This is a genomic window from Hydrogenophaga sp., assembly GCF_031426985.1.
GTDB lineage: Bacteria > Pseudomonadota > Gammaproteobacteria > Burkholderiales > Burkholderiaceae_C > Hydrogenophaga.
In genome coordinates this window covers 1-21,823 of sequence record NZ_JASJOY010000040.1, presented here as the reverse complement: position 1 = coordinate 21,823, position 21,823 = coordinate 1, and the positions used below count along the sequence as shown (strand labels likewise).

The window sequence follows — 21,823 nt, the reverse complement described above, 5'->3', positions numbered from 1 at the left end:
ATGGGCGCCGCAGACCAAAACCTCGTGGTGGAACAGGCCGACAGCCTGGTCGCCGACAGCCTGGCCACCCAGGGCGTGCCCGAGCGGGTGCACTACGCCACCGGCGTGCTGCTGGGGGCCGAAGACTTCGCGGACGAGCAGCGCTACCTGCGCGGGCGCATGGCCCGGGCCCACGCCGCGCTGTACGGGCACGGCACCGTGGCCGGCCTGCGCGTGAGCTGCCCCGCCCCCGACAACCCCGAGCTGGAGGTGTTCGTGGCACCGGGCCTGGCCATGGACCGCCTGGGCCGGCTCATCGAGGTGCGGCGCACGCAGTGCATCCACATCGCCCGCTGGCTGGCCCGCCAGCAGGACCCGGCCACCTCGGCCGCCGAGCGGCGCGCCGTCATCGACGCCGTGCGCGAGGACTCGCCCGGCCAGCCGCGCCTGGTGTTCGACGTGTTCGCGCGCTTTGCCATCTGCCCGCACGGCAAGACGCCGGCTTTCGCGGCCGGCCCTTTCAACGCCACCGACTACGTGGTGCCCGCGCGCCTGGCCGACGCCTTCGAGCTGACGCTGCAGCTGGCCCACACCGTCAACGCCACGCTGGAGAGCCCGGACGGCGAGCTGGCCCGGCCCCAGCCGCGCTCGCCCAAGCTCGACGCCCTGCTGGTTGGCCTGCAAGGCCTGAACGATCCGGCGCAGCTCGAAGCGGGGCGCCGCCTCTGGTGCATGGAAAGCGCGCTGGACGCCTGGCCCACCGCCTCGCCCCTGAACCCCGAGCGCCTGCCCAAGCTGGCCGAACACGCCAGCGACGCCGACTGGGACCGCGTGCTGCTGGCCCGCGTGTCGGTGCCAGTGCGGCAGGCCGACGCCAACACCTTCCCCACGCTGGACGCGGACGCCATCGCGGCCATCGCCGCCGCGCCGGCGCCCGCCGCCGACGCGGTACAGGAGCCGCGCTGGCGCGACCTGGCCGACAACAGCCTGCGCCCCATCGTGTTCAACCCCTATTCGTGGCGGGGGGCGGCATGAGCGCCCGCCCGGCCGTTCCGAAGGGCGCCCGCCCGGCCGTCCATTGAAGAACACCGCAACGTCCGAACCACCGAGCCCGTCCCAAGGAGAGTGACATGGCCAACGCCAACAGCGACATCTCGGTCCACAGCGCACAGGACAACGCACGCCTGCAGGCGCAGCTAGCCGCGGGCGCGCTCATCGTGGACAGCGGGCGCCGCCGCCCGTTCTATTTCGACGGCCGCTTCCTCACCGCCGACGACCTGACCGCCGACCAGAACTACATCCGCGCGCGCCAGTCGGACCTGGCCCAGGCCGTCGGCGCGGGCGTGGTCCGTGGGCTCATGGTGGGTCTGGGCACACAGGCCGCGTCCAACAGCCCCACGCTGGTGATCGAACCGGGCATTGGCATCACCCCGGCGGGCGAACTGGTCAATGTGGACACGCGCCAGACGATCCAGCTCGGGTCGCTGCCGCAGTCCGCGCAGCTGGATGTGCAGCTGGGCGTGAAGGTGCTGCCCGGTGCGGGCGCGGTCAACCGCACGGGCCTGTTCGTGCTGGCACTGCGGCCGATCGAGTTCAGCGCCACCCCGACCACCGCCTACCCCACCTCGCTGGACGGCCAGCGCACCGTGCGCGACGGCGACATCATCGAAGCCACCGCCATCACCCTCATCCCCTACCCGGACCGTTCGGGCGTGGAGAACGCCAGCGCCAAACGCGCCCGCGTGGCCCGCGAGGTGTTCTTCGACCGCCAGCAGGCCGGCGTGCTGCAAGAGGCCCTACCCCTGGCCATGCTGTGCCTAGAAGGCGGTGCGCTGCGCTGGCTCGACGTCTACATGGTGCGGCGCGAAGTGGGCGCCGAATCCACCCTGGCCGCCGGCCTGGCGCAACGCCCGCGCGCGCTGCTCGAAGCCTGGCTGCAGCAGCACCAGGACCACCTGGACGACGTCGACACCACCGCCATGCAGGCCGGCTTTGCCGCGGTGCGGCAGTTCGAGGCGCTGCCCCCCGTGGGGCCCATGCCCGCGTCCACCCTGCGCTTTGAACAGCAGCTGGGCCAGCTCACGCTGCTGCAGAGCTACTTCCCGCCGCAGGTGGACTGCGAATTCGCCTTCATCCCCAGCGACGAACTGGCCGCGCTGGTGCAGGAGTCGCTGGTCCTGCCGCCCATCGACCTGCGCGCCGGCGACGAGGACCTGGACCACCTGTCCATCCTCATCGTCGCGCCGGTCACGCGCCAGGTGCTCGAAGCGCACAAGCGCACGCTGCAAAGCGTGGTCACGCCGGTGCGCTCGGCTTCGGCCGGGCTGGTGGCCAAGCGCTCGCCGCTGGAGTCGCTGATCCGCATCGCGCAACCGCCCGTGCTGGTGCGACCCACGCTGCCGGGCGTGCTGGCGCCCGACGCGCTGGCCCTGGCCTGGCAAAACGCCATCGACGCCGCGCGCGCGCAGCTGGCCGGCGCGGCGCAGGGGCGCGGCATGTTCTGGTACCTGCGCAAACGCCAGCTGCCCTACACGGCCGAGGTCTCCAGCGCCACCCTGCGCCTGGCCGGCAACGCCGCCGCCATCGACCAGGAAGTGAACGTGCGGCTGCGCGCCGACGGTCTGCTCACCCGCTTCAACGCCATCACCGCCAACATCCCCACGCTGGCGCGCGCCGAAACCGCCAACCTGCTGGCCTCGTCGCGGCTGGCCGTCTCGCCCACGCTGGCCGACAAGCGCCTGGCCACGTCGGACCTGCTGCGCCGCAGCACGCTGAGCGCGCTGAGCCAGCGGGCCGACGAGCGCAAGGAAGAAGGCCTGGGCCACGACGACGTGCTGGACATCGCCCGGCGCTTTGGCGACCCGCGCCTGGGCGAAGGTTTCGACGCGCTGGTGCAGGCCGCCGACGAGACCACCCGCGCCGACCTGCAAACCCCCGAGCTGGTGCAGGCGGTGGCCGACAGCGGCGTGGCGCCGCAGCTGGACCTGGCCATCCGAGCGCTGCCGGTGAGCGAACAGGCCGGCTTCGCGGTGCGGCTGCGCGACGCGGCGACCTCCGCCGACCCGGCGAAACAGCTCGCGCGGCTGGCCGGCCTGCCAGGGGCGCCGACATGACCACCCCCACGCTCGTTTCACTAGCTGCCCCCCGAGGGGGCTTCAGCCTCCTTGAGGCGGCTCTGCGGAGGCCGACATGACCACCCCCACGCTCGCTTCACTCGCTGCCCCCCGAGGGGGCCTCAGCCTCCTTGAGGCGGCTCTGCGGAGGCTGACATGACCACCCCCACGCTCGCTTCACTCGCTGCCCCCCGAGGGGGCTTAAGCCTCCTTGAGGCGGCTCTGCGGAGGCTGACATGAACATCCTGCGCGGCATCGAAGCGCCGGTGGCCGGCGAACACGTGCTGGCCACCCTGCCGGCGCTGGGGCCCTACGCCAGCAGCGCGGCCGGCGTGCCGCCGCTGCGCAAGCGGCTGAACCTGTTTGCGCAGCGCTCGCTGACGCACACCGCCCTGATCGCCGAGCAGCAGGGCCGCATCGCCGACGCGATGCGCCTGGGCCAGGCGGTGGCGCCGGGCATCGTCGACGGGCTGACGCTGGCCGTGGAAGGCGGCACGCTGGTGCTGATGCCGGGCCACGCCATCGCCCCCGACGGGCAGGACGTGGAACTGGCCTACCCGCTGCACATTCCGCACGACGCCATCTGCGTGGCCTCGCCGCGGGTGGACCTGGCCCTGCAGGGCCAACTGGCCGATGCCAGCGCCTGGGCGCGCCTCTCGGGCCTGCAGCGCCAGGTGCCGCTGCGGCGCGTGCTCGACGAACTGGACGGCGCGCGCTTCCTGCCCCACGCCATGGTGCTGGTGGCGGTGCCGCGCAGCATCGCGCTGGACCGCTCGGCCGAGCAGGCCGGCGCCTGCGCGAACGCCACCGACACCGCCGCCAGCCAGGGCGCTGCGTGGGAAGACGGCCTGCAGCTCATGTGGTCGCCCTGGCCGGCCGACCGGCCGCTGCCGCCCTGGAGCCAGGACGGCAACACGGTGGACCCGCGCTTTCGCAACCGGCTGGCCTACGCGGTGTTCAACGCCGAACGCGAGCGCCTGTCGCTGGGCGTGCCGCGCTCGCTGCGCGCCTGGCGCGAGCGTGCCGGCTGGAGCCCGGCCCAGCTCGATGCCGACGCCGCGCACGAAGCCCGGTTGCAGGTCCGCCGCCAGCCCTGGCCCTGGGAAAGCCTGGGCGTGCCGCTGGCCATCGTGGGCTTTGACGCCGACTTCCGCCCGGTGTTTGCCGACGGTGCCAGCGTCGCGCGCCAGGGCGGCGGGCGGCGCAACCGCAGCGCGCTGGTGCCGGGCGCGGGCGACGATGTGCTGTGGCAGGCGCGTGTGTCGCAGCTGCTGGAACACCTGGCCGAGCTGCCCGCCGACCAGCGCCACGCGGCGGCGCTGCAGCAGCAGTTCGACTGGCTGCCCCCGGCCGGCGTGCTGCCGCGCGACGTGGCCGACTTCCTGAGCGGCCGGCAGAGCCTGTTCCCGCCCCAGTTCGACGTGCAGGCGCAGCCGGTGCCGATCGACATGGTGGACGCGCTGATCGCCGAATCGTCCGCCCTGATGCCCTACAACCTCTCGCTGCGCGACCAGGTGCAGCTGCTGGTGCCGGTGCCCGCGCGCCACTACGACCCCGAGTTGCTCAAGCTCGACCTGGCGGTGCACCCGCTGTTCGACCTGGAAATCCAGCGCCTGGGCACCGAGCGGCTGCAGCTGCTGACCCGGCGCGACGGCCTGCGCCGCCGGCACGACCTGCTGGTGCAAGCGGTGGTGGGCAACCTGCCCGCCTACCCGCAGGACGACCCCAACGCCCTGCCCGACGAAACCGGCGCGCTGGACGCCATGGCCTTCCACCGCGTGCACGTGGCCCAGGCCGAAGCGGGCTTGGCGGCCCAGCACGGTTTCAGCGGCGCCCACCTGCCGCTGGACTTCCAGGCCAGCGACGAACTGATCGTGTTCGTGCGGCTGGACGGCGCGGCACAGCGCATTGCGGTGCAACCGCTGATCAGCGACGCGCTCAACACCCCGGCCGTGACCACGCGGCCCTTTGTGTGGGGCACGCTGGCATCGGCAACTGACGGCGACCGCGTGGGCGACCTGCCCGCCAGCGGGGTGTGGACGCGGCTGGCCGTGCCCATGTCGCGCGCGGGCCTGGGCGGGCGCCGCATCGACGGCCTGGTATTCACCCTGGTCGCGGGCGAGCGCGCCTGCCAGGCCAGCTGGGGCCAGGCGGGCAAGGCGTCCAACGGCACCGAAACCTGCTGGGTGGGCGACGCGCTGCCGCCCGGCGCCCTGGCCACCGGCAGCTGGACCTGGCAGACCCAGGGCGACACCAGCGTGGCCGACGCCGACGCCAGCCACGGCCTGCCGATCGAGCCCGTGCCGGCGACCACCGCGCCGGCCGACCCCGCCGCGCACCCCCACACCCGCCACGTGAGCGAGCTCGACCAGCTGCTGCGCAACTGGGCCAATTTCCAGGCCGGCGCGCTGGCGGTGGAGCTGGGCGAACCCAAGACCGGGCGCACCGCCGCCTCGCCCCCGCGCACCGTGGACGGCGGCCTGGAAGAACTCATCAACCGGCTCGACGGCCGCATCCGCACCGCGGGCGACCACATCGACATGGGCTTTCTGCGTGCGCGCACCGACATCTTCCGGCTGCGCCAGAACGTGCTGGGCGTGGCCGATGCCGGGCGCTTCCTCACCTCGCCGGTCGCGGCCGAGCTGGTCAAGCGCAACGAGAACCCGGCCGCCACCGAAAAGGAGTTCAGCGACTACTTCACGCGGCTGAACGCCGCCGCCGTGGCCCCGCCCGACTTCACGTCGCCTCCCGAGGCCCAGCCACGGGGCGCGGCGCCCGCCGCCCGCAGCAGCAGCTTGCTGGCCAGCACTCCCATCGCCGGCGCCGTGGCCTCGTCGGCCCCGGCCGGCAGCTCCTTCGTGCTGGGCAAGACCAACACCAGCCTGTTCGGTGGCGCCGTCATCACGCCCCGGATCACCACGGTCACCACCGTCACCGGCCCGGCGACCGGCACCTTCACCACCGGGGGAACCGCCAACCGCGACACCACCGGCACCTCCGATCACGTGGCGCTGGACACCGGCGCGAGCGGCAGCGGCATCGCCGCCATCACCGACGCCACCCTGGGCGAAAAGCTCATCAAGGTCGGCGCGGTGGAGACCGTGCCCACCGTCAGCGTGAAGACCTCGGCCAGCGCGGCCCTGGTGCGCGGCAGCCAGCTCAGCGTGGAAGCCCCACCCGCCGTGAAAGACGTGGTGGGCGCCAGCCTGATCGGCGCCACCTACAACACCGTCACCGTGGCCGAACGCTTCACCCTGCCGGCTTCGGTGGTCTCCAGCAACGCCGCGGCCAAGGCCAAGAACGACTTCGTGGTCGGCGGCATCACCGGCCTGGCCGCCACCGGCCTGGTGGTGGACGACCTCAAGGTCTACGGCTACGGCACCGAAGACCAGAAGGACCTCACCGCCAAAGACCTGCTCGCGGGCGGCCTGGTCGACCGCGACGCGCAGGACGAGGGCAGCGACAAGCACGAGGCGGTGTACTTCCGCCGCGGCATCGATGCCATCGACAACACCATCCGCTTCCTGCGCGGGGTGGAACTGCGCGCCGAAGACTACCGCCGCCTGCAGGCCGACGCCAAGGCCGCGCGCGACCGCATCCAGGGCGCGGCGGCGCGCATCCAGTCGGCGCTGGACGCGCTGTCGGTGCGCCTGGCCGAGGTGCGGCACGACCTGTCGGTCGCGCGCTCGCTGCGCGCCGAAGAGCAGACCCGCATCGACGCCCTGGTCCACAAGCGCAAGACCATCCTGGCCGAACAGGTGCCCTACCTGGTGTTCCGCCGCCCGCGCCTGACGCTGACGCTGAACGACGTGCCGCTGCTGGCCGCCCAGCCCGCCGACGTGGCCGACCCCGTGCCGCGCTGCCGCAGCGAGGCACACACCCCGCCGCCTGAGCTGGACGCCATGGTCGACACCCTGCGCGACGTGCCGGTGCGCTGGCTGCGCACGGTCTCGCAGGTGTTCGTGCAGCTCGACCGCGTGGTGGACCTCGAACGCGTGGTCACCCAGGCACAGCTGCGCATGGTCACCACCGGGGTGGACAGCGTCTCCACCCACCAGCTCGGCCTGACCGAAGGCGAAGCCTCGGCCACCGGCCAGCTGCTGATGCGGACCTTCGAACGCCAGGGCCAGCGGGTGATGCAGTCCAAGCAGGAAGCGACGCTGAAGCTGACCCAGTTCAGCGCCGCCAGCTGGCGCCAGGCGGTGGAGCCGGCGCAGCACATCGTCAACATCCGCGACCTGTTCGCCGCCGGCACCGTGCCGCGGGCCGTGACGGTGGCCGCCGCCGGCCTGCTGGACGACGTGGGCGGCGTGGCCAGCTGCCTGCACGCCGCGCTGTGCACCGTGCCGCCGGCCACGCGGCTGCGCTGGGCCGAGCTGTTCTCGCAACTCGACCCGGCCGTCTCGCTGCGCCAGCTCAGCGTGCTGCCCGGTTTCGGTGACGAAATCCTGGGCGTGGACCACATCACCTGGCGGCAGATGCAGCGCATGGTGGACTGGCTGTTCGCCCAGGTGGTGGACGAAGCCGCGGCCCACGCCGCCATCAACGACCTGGTGCGCGTGTGCCTGCTGCTGTCGGCGCACGCGCCGGTCAAACGCATCATCAGCGCGCGCATCCGGCGCCCGGTGCCGGCGGTGGTGAACACGCGGCTGGACATCACCATCGACCCGGCCACCACCCGCATCGGCATGCAGGTGCTGGTGCACGCCCCGGCCACGCAGACCCTGGTGGCGCGCGCGGTGATCGAAGACCTGGGCGCGGGCAGCGCCACGGCCCGCATCGTCGAAGCGCCCGCGGGCGCGGCCTTCACGCTCGACAGCAGCCTGCGCGTGCAGGTGCAAAGCGGCACCCCGCTGTCCACCCCGACGCGCCAGAAAGCCCAGGCCGAGCAGGCCCGCGCCAGCGCGGTGCCGGCCAGTGCCGCGCCACAGGTCAAGACCGCCCGCGACAGCGCCGAGCCCGCGGCCGAGCGGCGCATCGCCCAGCAGGTGGAGCGGCTGCGCCACCAGGGGCGGTAAATGACCGCCAGCGCCGCGCGCATCGAACAGGCCCGGCGCCTGGGGCCGCGGGCGCGCATCGTGCAACACGCCACGCTGCACACCACCGCGGCCGACGCGGTGACGCCGCTGCGCCATGTGCTGGAAGACGCGCTGGCCACCGCCGATTTCGGCGACTGCGGCCGCCTGGTGCTGGTGAGGCGCCTGCAGCTGCAGGCCCTGCCCCCCCACGCCGGCCCGGTGCTGATGGCCCGCGCGCTCGAAGCCGCCTGGCGCGCCCTGGCCGCCCACGCGCTGCCGCACCACCACCCGCAGGCCGCGCAGGCCCCGGCGGTGTTTTTCGCCTCGCGTTTTGAGGCGCGGCTGGCCTGGCTGCGGTGCGTGGCCCGCGGGCAGCCCGTGGATGCCTGGTTCTGGTCCGCGGCCCTGCCCGAACTGGCGCCCCTTGCACCGGCTGAACAACCGATCGAGCAGGTGGTGGCGCTGCTGCGCGAAGAAGCGCCCGAGGCCGCCCGCCAGGCGCTGACGACCTGGCCAGACGGCGACCTGATCGCCCTGGCCCAGGCCCTGAGCCCGGCCACGCTGGACGCTTGGCAACGGCAAATGCAGGCCGAACCCGCCGCCCCGACACCGACCGAAATCCACGCCACCGCCCCCACCGCGCCCACAGGCGAAACCGAATCGGCCGTGCGGGCCACTGCCAGGCGTCTTCCACCAGCCAGCACCACTACCCCTGCGGCCACGGCCTGGCTGGCCGCGCTGTGGCTGGCGCCCGCCTTGCAACTGCTGCCCACACCGGCCGAGGTGGCGCAGGTGCTGGCCCTGCAGCCCTCCCGAGCGACCGACCAGGATGCAGGCGCCGCTGTGGCCGTGCCCACAACAGCCGGACCGGCACCGCCGCCTGCCGTGCGCGCCCCAGCGCCTGTCATGTCCGCGTTGACCGAGGACGACCGCCCACCGCATGCGCCCGGCAAACCGTCCGCCCACCCAGGCACCGCACCACACCAGCGCCCCACCGGCACGTCGCCAGCGGCGACCCACCCTGCCGAGCCATCCGCCCAACACAGGCCTGCACCTGAGCCGCACACCGCCACACCACCCACGGCCAGCCGGCCGCACCGGTTTCGCGCCCCCAGCGCCCTGCCCTGGCTGGCCGATGCGCCCGCCAGCGCCCACGCCGGCCTGCTGCTGCTGCTCAACGTGCTGCAGGCCCTGCGCTTCGACGCCTGGCTGAGGGCACAGCCGGCCGAGGCGCAACGCCCCTTCGTCCACGCCTTGCTGGGCCAGGTGCTCGACCGTTGCGGCGCCCCAGCACACGACCCGCAGCGCGCCGGGCTGGCGCTGACCGACACCGACCAGCGCGCCCTGACCGCCGGCAGCTCGCCACTGGCCCAGGCCCTGCGCCAGTGGCGGGTGAAACTGCGGCGCATCCTGCGCCGGCACGCCGGGCTCGACCTGCGGGACGTGGTCGTGCGCCAGGGCTGGTTCAGCGCCAGCGCCACCCACATCGACGTGGTCTACCCGCTGGACGATGTGGCGCTGCCGCTGCGCCGCCTGGGCCTGGACGCCGACCCTGGCTGGGTGCCCTGGTTCGGCCACATCGTGGCCTTCCACTTCGTGCCACGCGACCAGCTGCCCGCGCCGGACGACGGAGATTAGGATGAAACACCCCCCGCGCCGCTTCGCGTCACCCCCCTCTCTCGCCTCCGGCGGGAGGGGGGCGGCACCAGAGGCCCGGCAAAGCCGGTTCCTCGGTGCCTCTGGTCGCCACGGTTTCATGCGTCGCGGGTCACGCGCCGCGCGGAGGAGCCACTGAGATGGATGACCGCACCCGCCCCAGCCTGCACCAGCGGCTGCTCGGCGCGCTGGGCGCCCTGCTACCCGACGATCTGCGCGACCACCCGGACGCCCAGGCCCTGTTCGACAGCGAGGCCCTGCCCGCGGTGGACGCCGCCGCGCTGGCACCGCTGACGCAGGCCCTGGCACTGAGCCCAGGCGAACAGCTGGCCGTGGCACTGGCCCTGTGGGTTGAGTTCGATGCCGCGCTGGCCGGCGCCCTGGCCCTGCTGCAGGGCAACGCCCAGCGCAGCGGCCCTCAGCGCCCCACCCTGGGCCTGGTGGCGCGCCTGGCCGTGCGCTGGCCGCCGCACGGTGGCCAGCCCCTGTCGGCCGCGCAGGCCATGGGCCAGCTGCTGCAGGGCCCGGCCATCGCCAGCGGGCTGCTGCAGCTCTCGCCCGACGGGAACCCCGCCACCGACCTGGCACACAGCCGCACCCTGCAGTTGCCACCGGCCCTGCTGCCGCTGCTGGCCGACCCCGCGCCGCCCGCACACGGCACGCGCCTGGGCCGGCTGGCGCTGCAGCCGGTGGCGCCGCCCGCCTGGCCGCTGCCGCAGGCCTGGCGCCGCGCGGCCGCCACGCTGGCCGCCACCCTGCAGGCGGCCAGCGGCCCCAGCGTGGTGGTGCTGCGCGGGGCCGACGCGCAGGAGCTGTCAGCCTGGGCCGCCGACCTGGCGCAGCGCTGCGGGCACCGTGCCATCGCAGTGCGCTCGGCCGACGAAGGCCCCGAGCTGTCGGCCCCGGCGCTGGCCCAGCTGGCGCCGCGCGAAGGCCTGGTCCCGGCCCTGCTGGCCCTGCAAGGCTGGCCGGTGTGGCAGGCCGACCTGGCCCCCGGCAGCGCCCTGCGCCTGCCGACCCTGGCGCACTGGCACAGCCCGTGGATCGTGCTGGGCAGCGCCGACACCGCACTGCAGACCGACCTGAACCTCCACGAACTGGAGCTCGAACGGCCCGAGGCCAGCGACCGGCTGGCGCTGTGGCACGCCGTGGCGACCACCACCGCACCGGGCGCCGAGCCGCGGGAAGACCTGCGCGCCGACCTGCACGCAAATCTGCACGCCGTGGCGCGCTCGCGCTGCGGCCTGTCGGTGCTGGCGCAGGCCGCCACCCTGGCCGGCGCGGGCGCTGCGGCCCCCGCCGCCATCGAACAGGCGGTGCGATCCAGCGCGCGCAGCCTCTCGGCCTGGGCGCAGGTGTCGACCGACCGCATCCCCGCCGACGCGTGGGTGGGCCCGCCACAGGTGCACCGCCAGCTGGGTCTGCTGCTCACCCGCTGCCTGGCCCGCGGCGACGCCAGCGCGCCGCTGGGGCCGCTGCTGCGCGGGCGCCTGGGCCAGGGCGTCAAGGCGCTGTTCATCGGCGCCTCGGGCACCGGCAAGACCCTGGCCGCGCAGTGGCTGGCCGACCGCCTGGCACGGCCACTGGTCAAGGTCGACCTGGCCGCCGTGGTCAGCAAATACATCGGCGAGACCGAAAAGAACCTCTCGCAACTGCTCAGCCGCGCCGAACACCTGGACGCCGTGCTGCTGTTCGACGAGGCCGACTCGCTGTTCGGCGCGCGCACCGACGTCAAGCAGGCCAACGACCGCTACGCCAACATGCAGACCAACTACCTGCTGCAGCGGCTGGAGACCTTCCACGGCGTGGCGCTGCTCACCTCCAACAGCAAGGCGCGCTTCGACGACGCCTTCCTGCGCCGCCTCGACAGCGTGGTCGAATTCCCGCTGCCCGACGTGGCCGAGCGGCGCGCGCTGTGGTCGCTGCACCTGGGCGAAGCGCCGCAGCTCGACCCCGCCGTGCTCAACGCCGTGGCCGCCCTGGTGGACCTGCCCGGCGGCCACATCCGCAACGCGGTGCTGACGGCCGCGCTGCTGGCGCGCGAGCGGCGCCAGGACGCGCACGGCGGCACCGAGGCAACGGAGCCGCTCGCCAGCGACCTGCAGGCCGACGACCTGCGCGAAGCCCTGGCGCTGGAGTACCGCAAGCTCGGCCAGCGCCCGCCGGACAGCCTCTGACCCCCGCAGCGAGCCGGCCGTGTTCGAGGCACCCCGCCCCTCCCCGCAAGCGACCCGCCGGCCCGCGCCGGGGGCCGCACCGGCAGGTTCGGCGGTCACGGCACGCGTCGCGGCGCTGAGCCACCCGCCCGGCGCGCAGGGCCGCGCCAGCCACACCGGGGCCAGCCACAACGCCACGGGCAACACCCAGGCCCCCCGCACGGCGGGCCAGCCGCAACGCACGGCGCAAGGGGCACCCGCCAGCGGTGCGCCCGAGGTCGCACACAGCCGTGCCAGCACCCTGCCCCACTACCTGCAAACCGCCGCACGGCCACTTGTTGATGCCGCGCCGCAGCCGGTGGCAGACCCTGGCAGCACCGCCCCCGTGCCGGCGCCGTCCACCACGGCAGCGGCCAGCACGGCGGCTCCCCTGTCGCACGCCACACCGGCAACGCCGCCGGTGGCGAACGGCCTCGCGGGCGAAGCCTCAGCCGCGGTGGCCACAGCCGCGCCGGGCCAGCAGGACGGGGCCGGCGTTGAACCCGCAACACCCCAGGGTGCCGCGCAACGCGAAAAAATCGCCAAAGACCAGACCCTGCCCCAAGACGGCAAGGCCCGCGCCGACCACCCAGCCAAGCCCGCGCACGCCCGGCTGAAAGGCCCCGCCGCCGAACATTCCACCAGCGCCCCTCCTGCGGTAGGGGCTCCAGCGCCGGTCGCCGCGAGCAAGACCCCGCCCGCCGCGACAGCCGCCCCCCAGGCAACGGCCACCCCATCGCCCGCCACGTCCGCCGCGGGCGCAGGGCCTGCGGGTGGTGCGGGCGGCGGCGCGTCCACCTCCGATGCAGGCGGTGATGCCGGCGGCGGTGAAGCCACGCCCGACAGCGATGCGGCGGCGGCGGGCGCGGGCGGCACGGCGGCCGAAGCGGTGCGGGAACAGACCGAAGACAAGATGGCCGCCGCCCACCCCGAAGGCGCCGCCGAAGAAGCCCAGGCCGAGCCCGCAACGGCGGCGGACAGCGGCCCCGGCGAGGCCGACACCGGCGGCGAACAGGCCCCCGGTGGCCCGACCGACACCGGAGACACCAACGCAGGCGACAACGCCGCCGGCGCATCCGCCGCGGGTGCCCCAGCGACCGACAGCGACGACGACACCGCTGCCGAGGCCGCGCCCAGCGCCGCTACCGCCAACGCTGCGACCCAGACAGACCCCGAGGCCACGCAACGTGCCCAGGCGACCAGCGAAGCGCGTGAACACAGCCAGGACAGCCAGCGCGTGGCCGAAAACGCCAGCGAAGAACACGCCGACGACCAGGCCGAACAGCAGGCCGATGCCAGCGCCGGCGCCTCGGCTCCGGCGGGGGCCGAACTCTCGTCGGCCGAAGCCGGCGCGGGGCTGGCCGACCTGGGCGAAACCGTGGGCGGTGGGGGCGACGGCGGCGGGGCCGGTGCGGCCGGCGGTGGGGGTGGTGGCGCGGCGGCCCCCGCCACCGACGAGGCCGCCCCGCCCGACCTGGCCGCGCAGGACCCGGCCGACGGTCTGGGTGCGGCGGCAGCACTGGGCCCGGTGCAGGCCGGGGCTGCGCTGGGCAGCGTGGGCAGCGCCATCGAACGCACCGCAGGCGAAGAAGGCCAGGCGCTGCAAGATCAGATGCCCAACCCCGAAGTGGGCGAAGACGGCGCGTCATCCAGCGCGGTGCAGCCCCTTGCCGACGACGCGCAGGCCGAGCGGCCCCAGGCGGTCCAGCCCGGCGCGTCCCCTGCCACACCCCAGCCCGCGCCCACGCCCCCGGCCGGTCCGGCGCCGGTGGCCGGCGTGGCCGAACCGCAGGTGAGCGCCGGCGAAGGGGGCAAGGTCTCCAGCGAAGACGGTGCCCGGGTGCAGGGCGCGGTGGACGCGCTGCCCACGCACGACCCGGGCCTGGACGTGCCCGCGGGCGCGCCGCCGCAGGTGCAGCTCAGCGGCGAAGCCGACCCGGCCAGCGCCGACCAGCAAAAGGCCGAGCTGGACCAGACCGTGGCCACGCAACGCCAGCAGGGCGCGGCCGACGCCGCCGCCCCGGCGGGCGAAAACGCCATCCGCTCGACCCGCCCGCGCGAGGTGCTCAAGCCGCCCGAGATCGCCCAAGGCGGCGCGGCCGGTGGCGGCAAGGGGGCCGCCGACGCGGGCGCCGCGGCCGAAGGCCTGGCGATCATCGCCAATCAAAAGAAGGGCCCCGAGGTGCGCGCAGCCATGGCCCAGGCGCAGGCCGAGATGGCCGGCAAAAAAGGCGAGCACCAGCAGAAAGTGAGCGCCGAGAAGGACAAGAACGACGAACAGATGGCCGCCCTGCGCGCCGAAAACGCCGCCGAGCAGGCGGCCGAGAAGGCCGGTGCACGCAGCGAGGTGGCCAAGGCCCGCAGCGACTGGACCGCCGAGCAGCGCAAGGCCATCGACGCCACCGGCCAGAAGGCCGGGCAGGAACTGGCCAAGGGCCACACCAAAGTGGCGCAGGAACAGCGCCAGGCCGACGACAAAGCGACCCAGCACATCGGCGACGGCGAGCGCGAAGCCGGCGAAGCCAAGGCCGGCGCCGAACGCGACGCGGCGGCCAAGAAGGCCGAAGCGAAGAAGGAATCGGGCGGCGTGTTCGGCTGGCTCTCCAGCAAGGTGTCGTCGTTCTTCAACGCCATCAAGCGCGGCATCACCGCCATCTTCGACGCCGCCAAGCGGCTGGTGCGCGCGGCCATCGACAAGGCCAAGAAGCTGGCGGTGGCGGTGATCGAGGCCGCGCGCAAGGCCATCGTCGCCGTCATCAAGGCGGTGGGCGCCGCGCTGATCGCGCTGGGCGACGTGCTGCTGGCCGCCTTCCCCAACCTGAAGCGGCGCTTCCGCAGCTTCATCGAGGCCAAGGTCAAGGCCGCCGAAAACGCGGTGAACCGCCTGGCCGACGCCTTGAAGAAGGGGGTCACCAAGCTGCTGGACGCGCTGGGCAAGGCCTTCGAGTTCCTGCTCGACGCCTACAAGAAAGCCATGTTCATGGTGCTGGACGCGGCCAAGGCCGTGGTGGACGGCGCCATCAAGGCGGCCAAGGCGGTGGCCGATCTGGTGGGCACCTTCATCGTGCTCATCAAGGACATCGCGGCCAACCCCGGCGGCTGGATCGCCAACCTGGGCGCGGCCGTGATGGACGGCGTGAAGAACCACCTGTGGAAGGCGTTCAAGACGGCGGTCAAGGGCTGGTTCGACGACAAGCTCGAACAGGTGCTGGGCGTGGGCACCGCCATCTGGAGCGTGCTCAAGAAGGGTGGCATCGCCATCAAGGACGTGGGCAAGATGGCCTTCGAGGCGCTCAAGGCCGCGATCCCGCAGGCGCTGATCCAGCTGCTGATCGAAAAGGTGGTGGCCATGATCGTGCCGGCCGCCGGCGCGGTGATGGCGATCATCGAAGGCCTGCAGGCCGCCTGGGGCACGGTGCAGCGCATCATCGCCGCGCTGGGCAAGTTCGTGTCCTTCCTCAAGGCCGTGAAGGCCGGCGGCGCCGGCCCGCAGTTCGCCGACCTGCTGGCCAGCGCCGCGATCGTGGTGATCGACTTCGTGGCCAACTGGCTGCTCAAGAAACTGCGCGGCCCGGCCAGCAAGGTGGGCGCCAAGGTGAAAGCCATCGCCCAGAAGATCATGGCCAAGCTCAAGGCTGTGATGAAGAAAGTGGGCGGCGCGCTGAAGAAGGTGGCCAAAAAGATCGGTGGTGCGGTCAAGAAGGGGAAGAAGCGGTTTGACGACTGGCGGGCGAAGCGCAAGGCGAAGAAGGATTCCAAGAACGCCGGCAAGAAGAAGGACGCGGGCCAGAAGAAGCAGGACAAAGACGAGGAAAAGAAGGATCGGCTGCGCAAGGCAGTGGAGGCCATCAGGCCTCAGGTGGCTTCGATGGCGGGCAAGGGCAAGTTGAGCGGCATGTTGCTCAAGGCTCGGCTGCTGATGTGGCGGGTGCGCTACCGCCTCACCAGCCTGCAGCTCAAGGTCGCTGACGGGGTAGCCACCGTCGTGGCCAAGGTCAACCCCAGCGAGGAAGTGTCAAAGTTTGTGGCCAAGTTCGGGGTGCCTCTGCGCAAGCTGATCTACAAGGCAGCCGATGATGTGATGAACCACCCGGATGTGCAGGCCGCTGCAGACAAGGCCGCGGCCATCGCCGACGGCAAGCCCCAGGTAAACGACAAGGGAGAAACCGAACAACCCAAGGTTGAGTCGGGGGCGGAGAGCCTGGCGCTGGCCGCCCAGCTCAATAAGCCCAGACCTTCGGGCCAGCAGGCCAACGTCACATTTGCAGGCGGGGGAACGGCCCAGGTGACCCGTGACCCGGCGCATTGGGCCACAGACACCTCGGCCGCATCACCCGGCCTGCAGCATGTGCGCGATGGCGGCGCCTACATCAACCACGTGGCAGATGTGCAGGCGACCAGCACCGCCACTGGGGCCAGTCATCAGACGCTCCATCAGGCCACCACGCAAACCTTTCTTGGCCGGCCTGCCGGCGGACAGTCACCTGCCGTCGCCAATTTCGGCGCCACCCAGGCGTTGCTGAAGATCGCCGAGATCAGCCGAAACCCCGCCGGCGGCCTGATTTCGCTGGACACTGCACACCACGCGGCGCAGGGCACCATGAGCACTGGCGGAGCGGTGGCAGCCGACCCGATGACGGGCATCAGCGCCAATGACAGGCGCCTCAACCCGGACAAGCCCGGCTACAACGAACGCGTGGCCGGGTCGCTGAGCGAAGCAGATGCGGACAAACGCAAGCAACTGCTCAGCAGCAAGGACGCGGTCAAGAACGCCGGCAAGGCGCAGGAACTCGCCACGCAGGGCAAGGAACCTTCAGGCAGGGCCAAGCGACTGCGCCGCTTCATTCGGCAGCAACTGGATTTCGTTGCCCGGGTGCTTCAGGCCGAAATGGAGGCCGGGAGGATGCTGTTCAACAGCGAGAGTCAGCTGACGAGCGACATCGAGAAACAGGTGCACAAGGCCATTCTGGACAGATTCAAATCCCTCACTGGCCTGCCCGATTGATTCTGAGCCACACTTGAACAACCATGCCCGCCATCCTCCGCGTTCTGCCAGCGCTGCAACACGAAAAGCTCTACGCCTCGCTTGAGGCCGGTGGCTGGACTCGGGTTGAGCAAGGGACTTTGGCGGGACTGCCCAGCGCGGCCGCATCGACCTGGCGGCACCCCACCCTGGATGCCTGGGTTTCATGGATGGACGACCCCGAGTTTTCTCGGCATTTCTATGGGCTGGTCTATGGGCCGCAAGCTGCCGACGCTGAGCCCCTGTTGGCGCACGACGCATGGCTCATCACACCCGCAAAAGGCATTGCCACGCTCCAGGAGGCGACCACGATCGAGCACCTGGGCACCGCCGCGCGCGCGTTGGGGGTGTTGGCCTGCGGGCCTTTCAACCCAGACGTGTTCGTCGTGCTGTGCGCCATGCTGGACAGCGGCAACCCGGCGTTGCAGATCGACGCCCTGACGGCCGTGGCACTCAGTTCCTGGCCTCAATTTGAAACCAAGTTGCAGGCACTGCAGGCCTCACCCGGCTTGGACGCTGAAGTGCGCGCCGAGGCCTTGGAGGTGATCGAGACTCAGCGGGCATCGGGATGGAACCGCGAGTTTCGTCAGGACAGTACCGAGTAGCCGTTCGGCAGTGCCGCACGCCTGCTGATCCACATTGGAAAAGCCCGGGCGGAACCCGTAGCCCTCGGTCAGAGCACATGGACCAGCGCTGCGTCAAGGCAGGTCGGGCCGCTCAGTTTTAGCAGGTGGATTGCTGGTTGCCTGAATGGGCGCAGCACTGAATATCGTCCACACCGATGCGAAAAAGGATGCAGACGAAAGAGCACAGGGAATCCAGCAGATGCTCAACATCGACGAACCGCAGATGCTCGTTATTGGCCACGCGATCACGAGCAACGCCGACCAGCGCTTGCGCGACAAAGCCACTGCATTCCTGCGCGGCAGAGCGTGCGCGAGACCTGTTGCATCTGCTGTATCAGCGGGCCATCCTCCTCCGCCAAGGGTTTCCCCCGGTGCTCATCCTCACCACATGCAACATACTGCATGTATCAGCACTATCTTGCCAAGCACTGACCCAGTGATTCACAGCTTGATAGTTCACACCTAAAGTACGGGTAAGCCAGTATCGCCAAGCCGGGTGCTGCTGCCTACAGTGCCTGCACAACTTTCACCGGAGACCCCTCATGACCTCTCGCCGTCTTGTCCTCACCCGCAGTGCAGCCATCATCGGTGCCGCCTCGTCCGGCCTGCTGCTGCCGCAGCTGGTGCGCGCCCAGTCCGACAAGCTGCGCGTGGGTTTCATGCTGCCCTACACCGGCAACTTTGCGCCCCTGGGCGTGGCCATTGAAAACGGTTTTCGCATGGCCTTGAACGAACAGGGTGGCAAGCTCGGCGGCCGTGAAATCGAGTTCTTCAAGGTCGATGACGAGTCCAATCCGGCCAAGGGCATCGAGAACGCCAACCGCCTGATCCAGCGCGACAAGGTCGATGTGCTGGTCGGCACCGTGCACTCGGGTGTGCAGATGGGCATCCACAAGGTGGCGCGCGAATCGGGCGTGCTCAACCTGATCCCCAACGCCGGCGTGCACATCGCCACCCGTGCGCAGTGCGCCCCGAACGTGTTCCGCACCTCGTTCAGCAATTCGCAGCCCACGCTGGCACTGGGCAAGACCATGGTGGCCAACGGCCACAAGAAGGCGGTCTGGATCACCTGGAGCTACGCCGCCGGCGACGAAGCCTTCGAGGGCTTTGAGCAGAGCTACACCGCAGCGGGCGGTGCCATCGTCAAGAAGCTGAGCCTGCCCTTCCCCAACGTCGAATTCCAGGCCCTGCTGACCGAGATCGCCGCGCTCAAGCCCGACGCCGTGGCCTGTTTCTTCGCCGGCCCGGGCGCGGCCAAGTTCATGCGCGACTACGCGGCCGCCGGCCTGAACAAGAGCATCCCGCTGTACGGTTCGGGCTTCCTGACCGAGGGCGTGCTGGAAGCCGCGGGCGATGCGGCCAATGGCGTGATCACCACCATGCATTACGCCGACTCGCTCGACACCCCGGCGAACAAGAAATTCCGCCTCGACTACGCCAAGACCTTCAAGCTGCAGCCCGACGTCTACGCCGTGCAGGGCTACGACACCGGCCTGCTGCTGGTCAAGGGGGCCAACGCCGTCAAGGGCGACCTGTCGAACAAGAAGGCGCTGTACGCCGCCATGGAAGGCGCGACCATCGACAGCCCGCGCGGCAAATGGACCATGAGCAAGTCCCACAACCCGGTGCAGGACATCTACCTGCGCAAGGTGGAGAACAAGCAGAACAAGGTGATCGGCATCGCGCAGAAGGCCGTGGCCGACTCGGGCGCCGGCTGCCGGCTCGGCTAAGCCCCCTGCGCTGTCTTCGGCATCTCCCCCCAGAAAGGGGGGCGATGCCAGCCGCCCGTCCTGCGCCTGTCGAAGGGCGGATCGGCGCCATTCCCGGCTGTTGTGAGTGCCATGGACTTCGCCAACTTCCTCATCCAATTGCTCAACAGCCTGCAATACGGGCTGCTGCTGTTCATGCTGGCCGCCGGCCTGACGCTGATCTTCGGCATCATGGGCGTGGTCAACCTCGCGCACGGCAGCTTCTACATGCTCGGCGCCTACCTGGCCTGGTTTCTCACCTCGCAGCTCGACAGCCTGGTGCTGGCCATCGCCGTCGGCACGGTCATCGCCGTGGCGCTGGGCTGGCTGCTCGAATGGTTGCTGTTCCGGCACTTCTACCACCGCGACCACCTCGACCAGGTGCTGCTCACCTTCGGCCTGATCTACATCTTTGAAGAGCTGCGCTCCATCCTCTGGGGCGACGATGTGCATGCGGTGCAGGTGCCCGAGCTGGTGAACCGCTCCATCCAGCTGACCGAGAACCTGTCGTACCCGGTGTACCGGCTGGTCATCTCGGCGGTGTGCGTGGCGCTGGCGCTGGGTCTGTACGCGCTGATCAGCAAGACCCGCCTGGGCATGAAGATCCGCGCCGGTGCCTTCAACCGAGAAATGACCGAGGCCCTGGGCATCAACATCCGCCTGATCCACGGCGTGGTGTTCGCGCTGGGCGTGGCGCTGGCGGCCATCGCCGGCATGATCGCCTCACCCATCTCCAGCGTGTACCCCGGCATGGGCAGCTCGGTGCTGATCATGTGCTTCGTGGTCGTGGTCATCGGCGGCATCGGTTCGGTGCGCGGCGCCCTGGTCGCGGCCCTGCTGGTCGGCCTGGTGGACACCTTCGGCAAGGTGCTGGTGCCGCAGATCGCGGGCATGGCGGTGTACATACTCATGGCCGGCGTGCTGCTCTACAAGCCCGAAGGGCTGTTCAAACAATGACCGCACGAACCGCCGTGTGCACCCCCGCATGAGTTCCCCCAAAGCCACACTCGAAAAGCTGCCCCGCGCCATGCAGGTGCTGCTGGGCCTGGGCGCCGTCGCGCTGGCCGCGTTCCCGCTGATCCCGCTGGAGGCGTCGGACTTCTACCTGCAGATGCTCACGCAAATGATGATCCTGGCCATCTTCGCCATGAGCCTCGATCTGTTGCAGGGCGTGACGGGCCTGGTCTCGCTCGGCCACGCCGCCTACTTCGGCCTGGCCGGCTACGCGCTGGCCTTCCTCACCCCGGCCGACACGCCCATCAGCCTGTGGTGGAGCCTGCCGCTGGCCGCCGCGGGCGCCGGCCTGGCCGCGCTGGTCATCGGCTTCTTCGTGGTGCGCACCCACGGCATCTACTTCATCATGGTCACCATGGCGTTCGCGCAGATGGTGTTCTTCCTGTTCTTCGACAACAAGGCGCTGGGCGGGTCGGACGGCCTGTACGTCAACTTCCGCCCCGACGCCACCGCCCTGGGCATCGACCTGGAGAACAAGGCCCACTTCTTCTACTTCACGCTGGCGGTGATGGTGGGCGTTTACCTGTTCCTGCGCCGCGTGCTGTTTTCGCCCTTTGGCCGCGTGCTGGCCGGCATCCGTGTGAACGAACACCGCCTGCGCGCCGTGGGCTACGGCAGCTTCGGCTACAAGCTGGCCGCCTTCACGCTGGCGGGCGCGCTGGCCGGCGTGGCGGGCTACCTGTGGGCGGCGCAGACCGGCTTCGTCAACCCCGAGCTGATGGGTTTTCACATGAGCGCGCACGCGATCATGATGGTCATCCTGGGGGGCATGGGCAACTTCGCGGGCGCCATCATCGGCGCGTTCACCTTCGAATACGTGATGCACGTCCTCAAGGACCTGCCCGCCATCGGCGACTTCGACACCGGCAAACACTGGCAGCTGTGGATGGGCAGCTTCATCGTGCTGGTGGTCATCGTCGCGCCGCGTGGCCTGCTGGGTTTGGGCGACAAGTTCCTCAACCGCCGCCAGGGGGGGGAGCCGAAATGAGCCAGTCCATCCTGTCGGCGCAACACCTCACCAAGCGCTTCGGTGGTCTGGCCGCCGTGAACGACGTGTCGGTGGACCTGTTCCGCGACCGCCTCCACGCCGTGATCGGCCCCAACGGCGCGGGCAAGTCCACGCTGACCAACCTGCTCTCGGGCGACCTGCCGCCCACCAGCGGCAGCATCACACTGAGCGGTGTGGAAACCGCCGGGCACTCGCCCGAATCCATCTCGCGCCTGGGCCTGGGCCGCAGCTACCAGAAGACCAACATCTTCCTGCCCTTCACCGTGTGGGACAACGTGCGCCTGGCCGCGCAGTCGCGCGAGCGCCATGCGCCATGGAACCCGTTGCGCTGGCTCAGCGCCGCCGCCGGCATGACCCAGGTGAACCAGCGCTGCGAACGCGCCATCGAGCTCGCGGGCCTGACGCAGCGCAGCCAGACCGTGGCCGCCACCATCAGCCACGG

At 71.2% G+C, this 21,823-nt stretch carries 11 protein-coding genes; all 11 read left to right on the top strand.

The genetic code is table 11. The features are described from left to right. Positions 1–1,014: a hypothetical protein gene (locus tag RMP09_RS05130; protein WP_310564927.1), complete on the top strand. Its 1,014-nt coding sequence runs from the start codon at positions 1–3 to the stop codon at positions 1,012–1,014. Positions 1,015–1,109: 95 nt separating this feature from the next. After that, positions 1,110–3,092, top strand: a complete 1,983-nt coding sequence (locus tag RMP09_RS05125; protein WP_310564926.1) for a hypothetical protein — start codon at positions 1,110–1,112, stop codon at positions 3,090–3,092. 236 nt (positions 3,093–3,328) lie between these two features. Continuing rightward, complete coding sequence (locus tag RMP09_RS05120; protein ID WP_310564925.1) at positions 3,329–8,110, top strand: hypothetical protein; 4,782 nt, start codon at positions 3,329–3,331, stop codon at positions 8,108–8,110. Then, positions 8,111–9,748 (top strand): hypothetical protein, encoded by a 1,638-nt coding sequence (locus tag RMP09_RS05115; RefSeq protein ID WP_310564924.1) that lies wholly within the window; start codon positions 8,111–8,113, stop codon positions 9,746–9,748. A gap of 158 nt (positions 9,749–9,906) precedes the next feature. After that, entirely contained in the window at positions 9,907–11,943 is a 2,037-nt protein-coding gene (locus RMP09_RS05110; protein ID WP_310564923.1) for an ATP-binding protein, read from the top strand. Between the two features lie 19 nt (positions 11,944–11,962). Continuing rightward, entirely contained in the window at positions 11,963–16,966 is a 5,004-nt protein-coding gene (locus tag RMP09_RS05105; protein ID WP_310564922.1) for a hypothetical protein, read from the top strand. A 23-nt stretch (positions 16,967–16,989) separates the two neighbouring features. Beyond that, a complete protein-coding gene (locus RMP09_RS05100; RefSeq protein ID WP_310564921.1) occupies positions 16,990–17,589 on the top strand; it encodes a hypothetical protein in 600 nt (199 codons plus the stop codon). 563 nt (positions 17,590–18,152) lie between these two features. Further along, positions 18,153–19,340: an ABC transporter substrate-binding protein gene (locus tag RMP09_RS05095; RefSeq protein WP_310564920.1), complete on the top strand. Its 1,188-nt coding sequence runs from the start codon at positions 18,153–18,155 to the stop codon at positions 19,338–19,340. A 111-nt stretch (positions 19,341–19,451) separates the two neighbouring features. After that, positions 19,452–20,315 (top strand): branched-chain amino acid ABC transporter permease, encoded by an 864-nt coding sequence (locus RMP09_RS05090; protein ID WP_310564919.1) that lies wholly within the window; start codon positions 19,452–19,454, stop codon positions 20,313–20,315. A 28-nt stretch (positions 20,316–20,343) separates the two neighbouring features. Then, a complete protein-coding gene (locus tag RMP09_RS05085; protein WP_310564918.1) occupies positions 20,344–21,360 on the top strand; it encodes a branched-chain amino acid ABC transporter permease in 1,017 nt (338 codons plus the stop codon). Then, positions 21,357–21,823 (top strand): ATP-binding cassette domain-containing protein (locus tag RMP09_RS05080; RefSeq protein ID WP_310564917.1); only part of this gene is annotated, 467 nt, incomplete at its 3' end. The genes RMP09_RS05085 and RMP09_RS05080, both read left to right, overlap by 4 nt.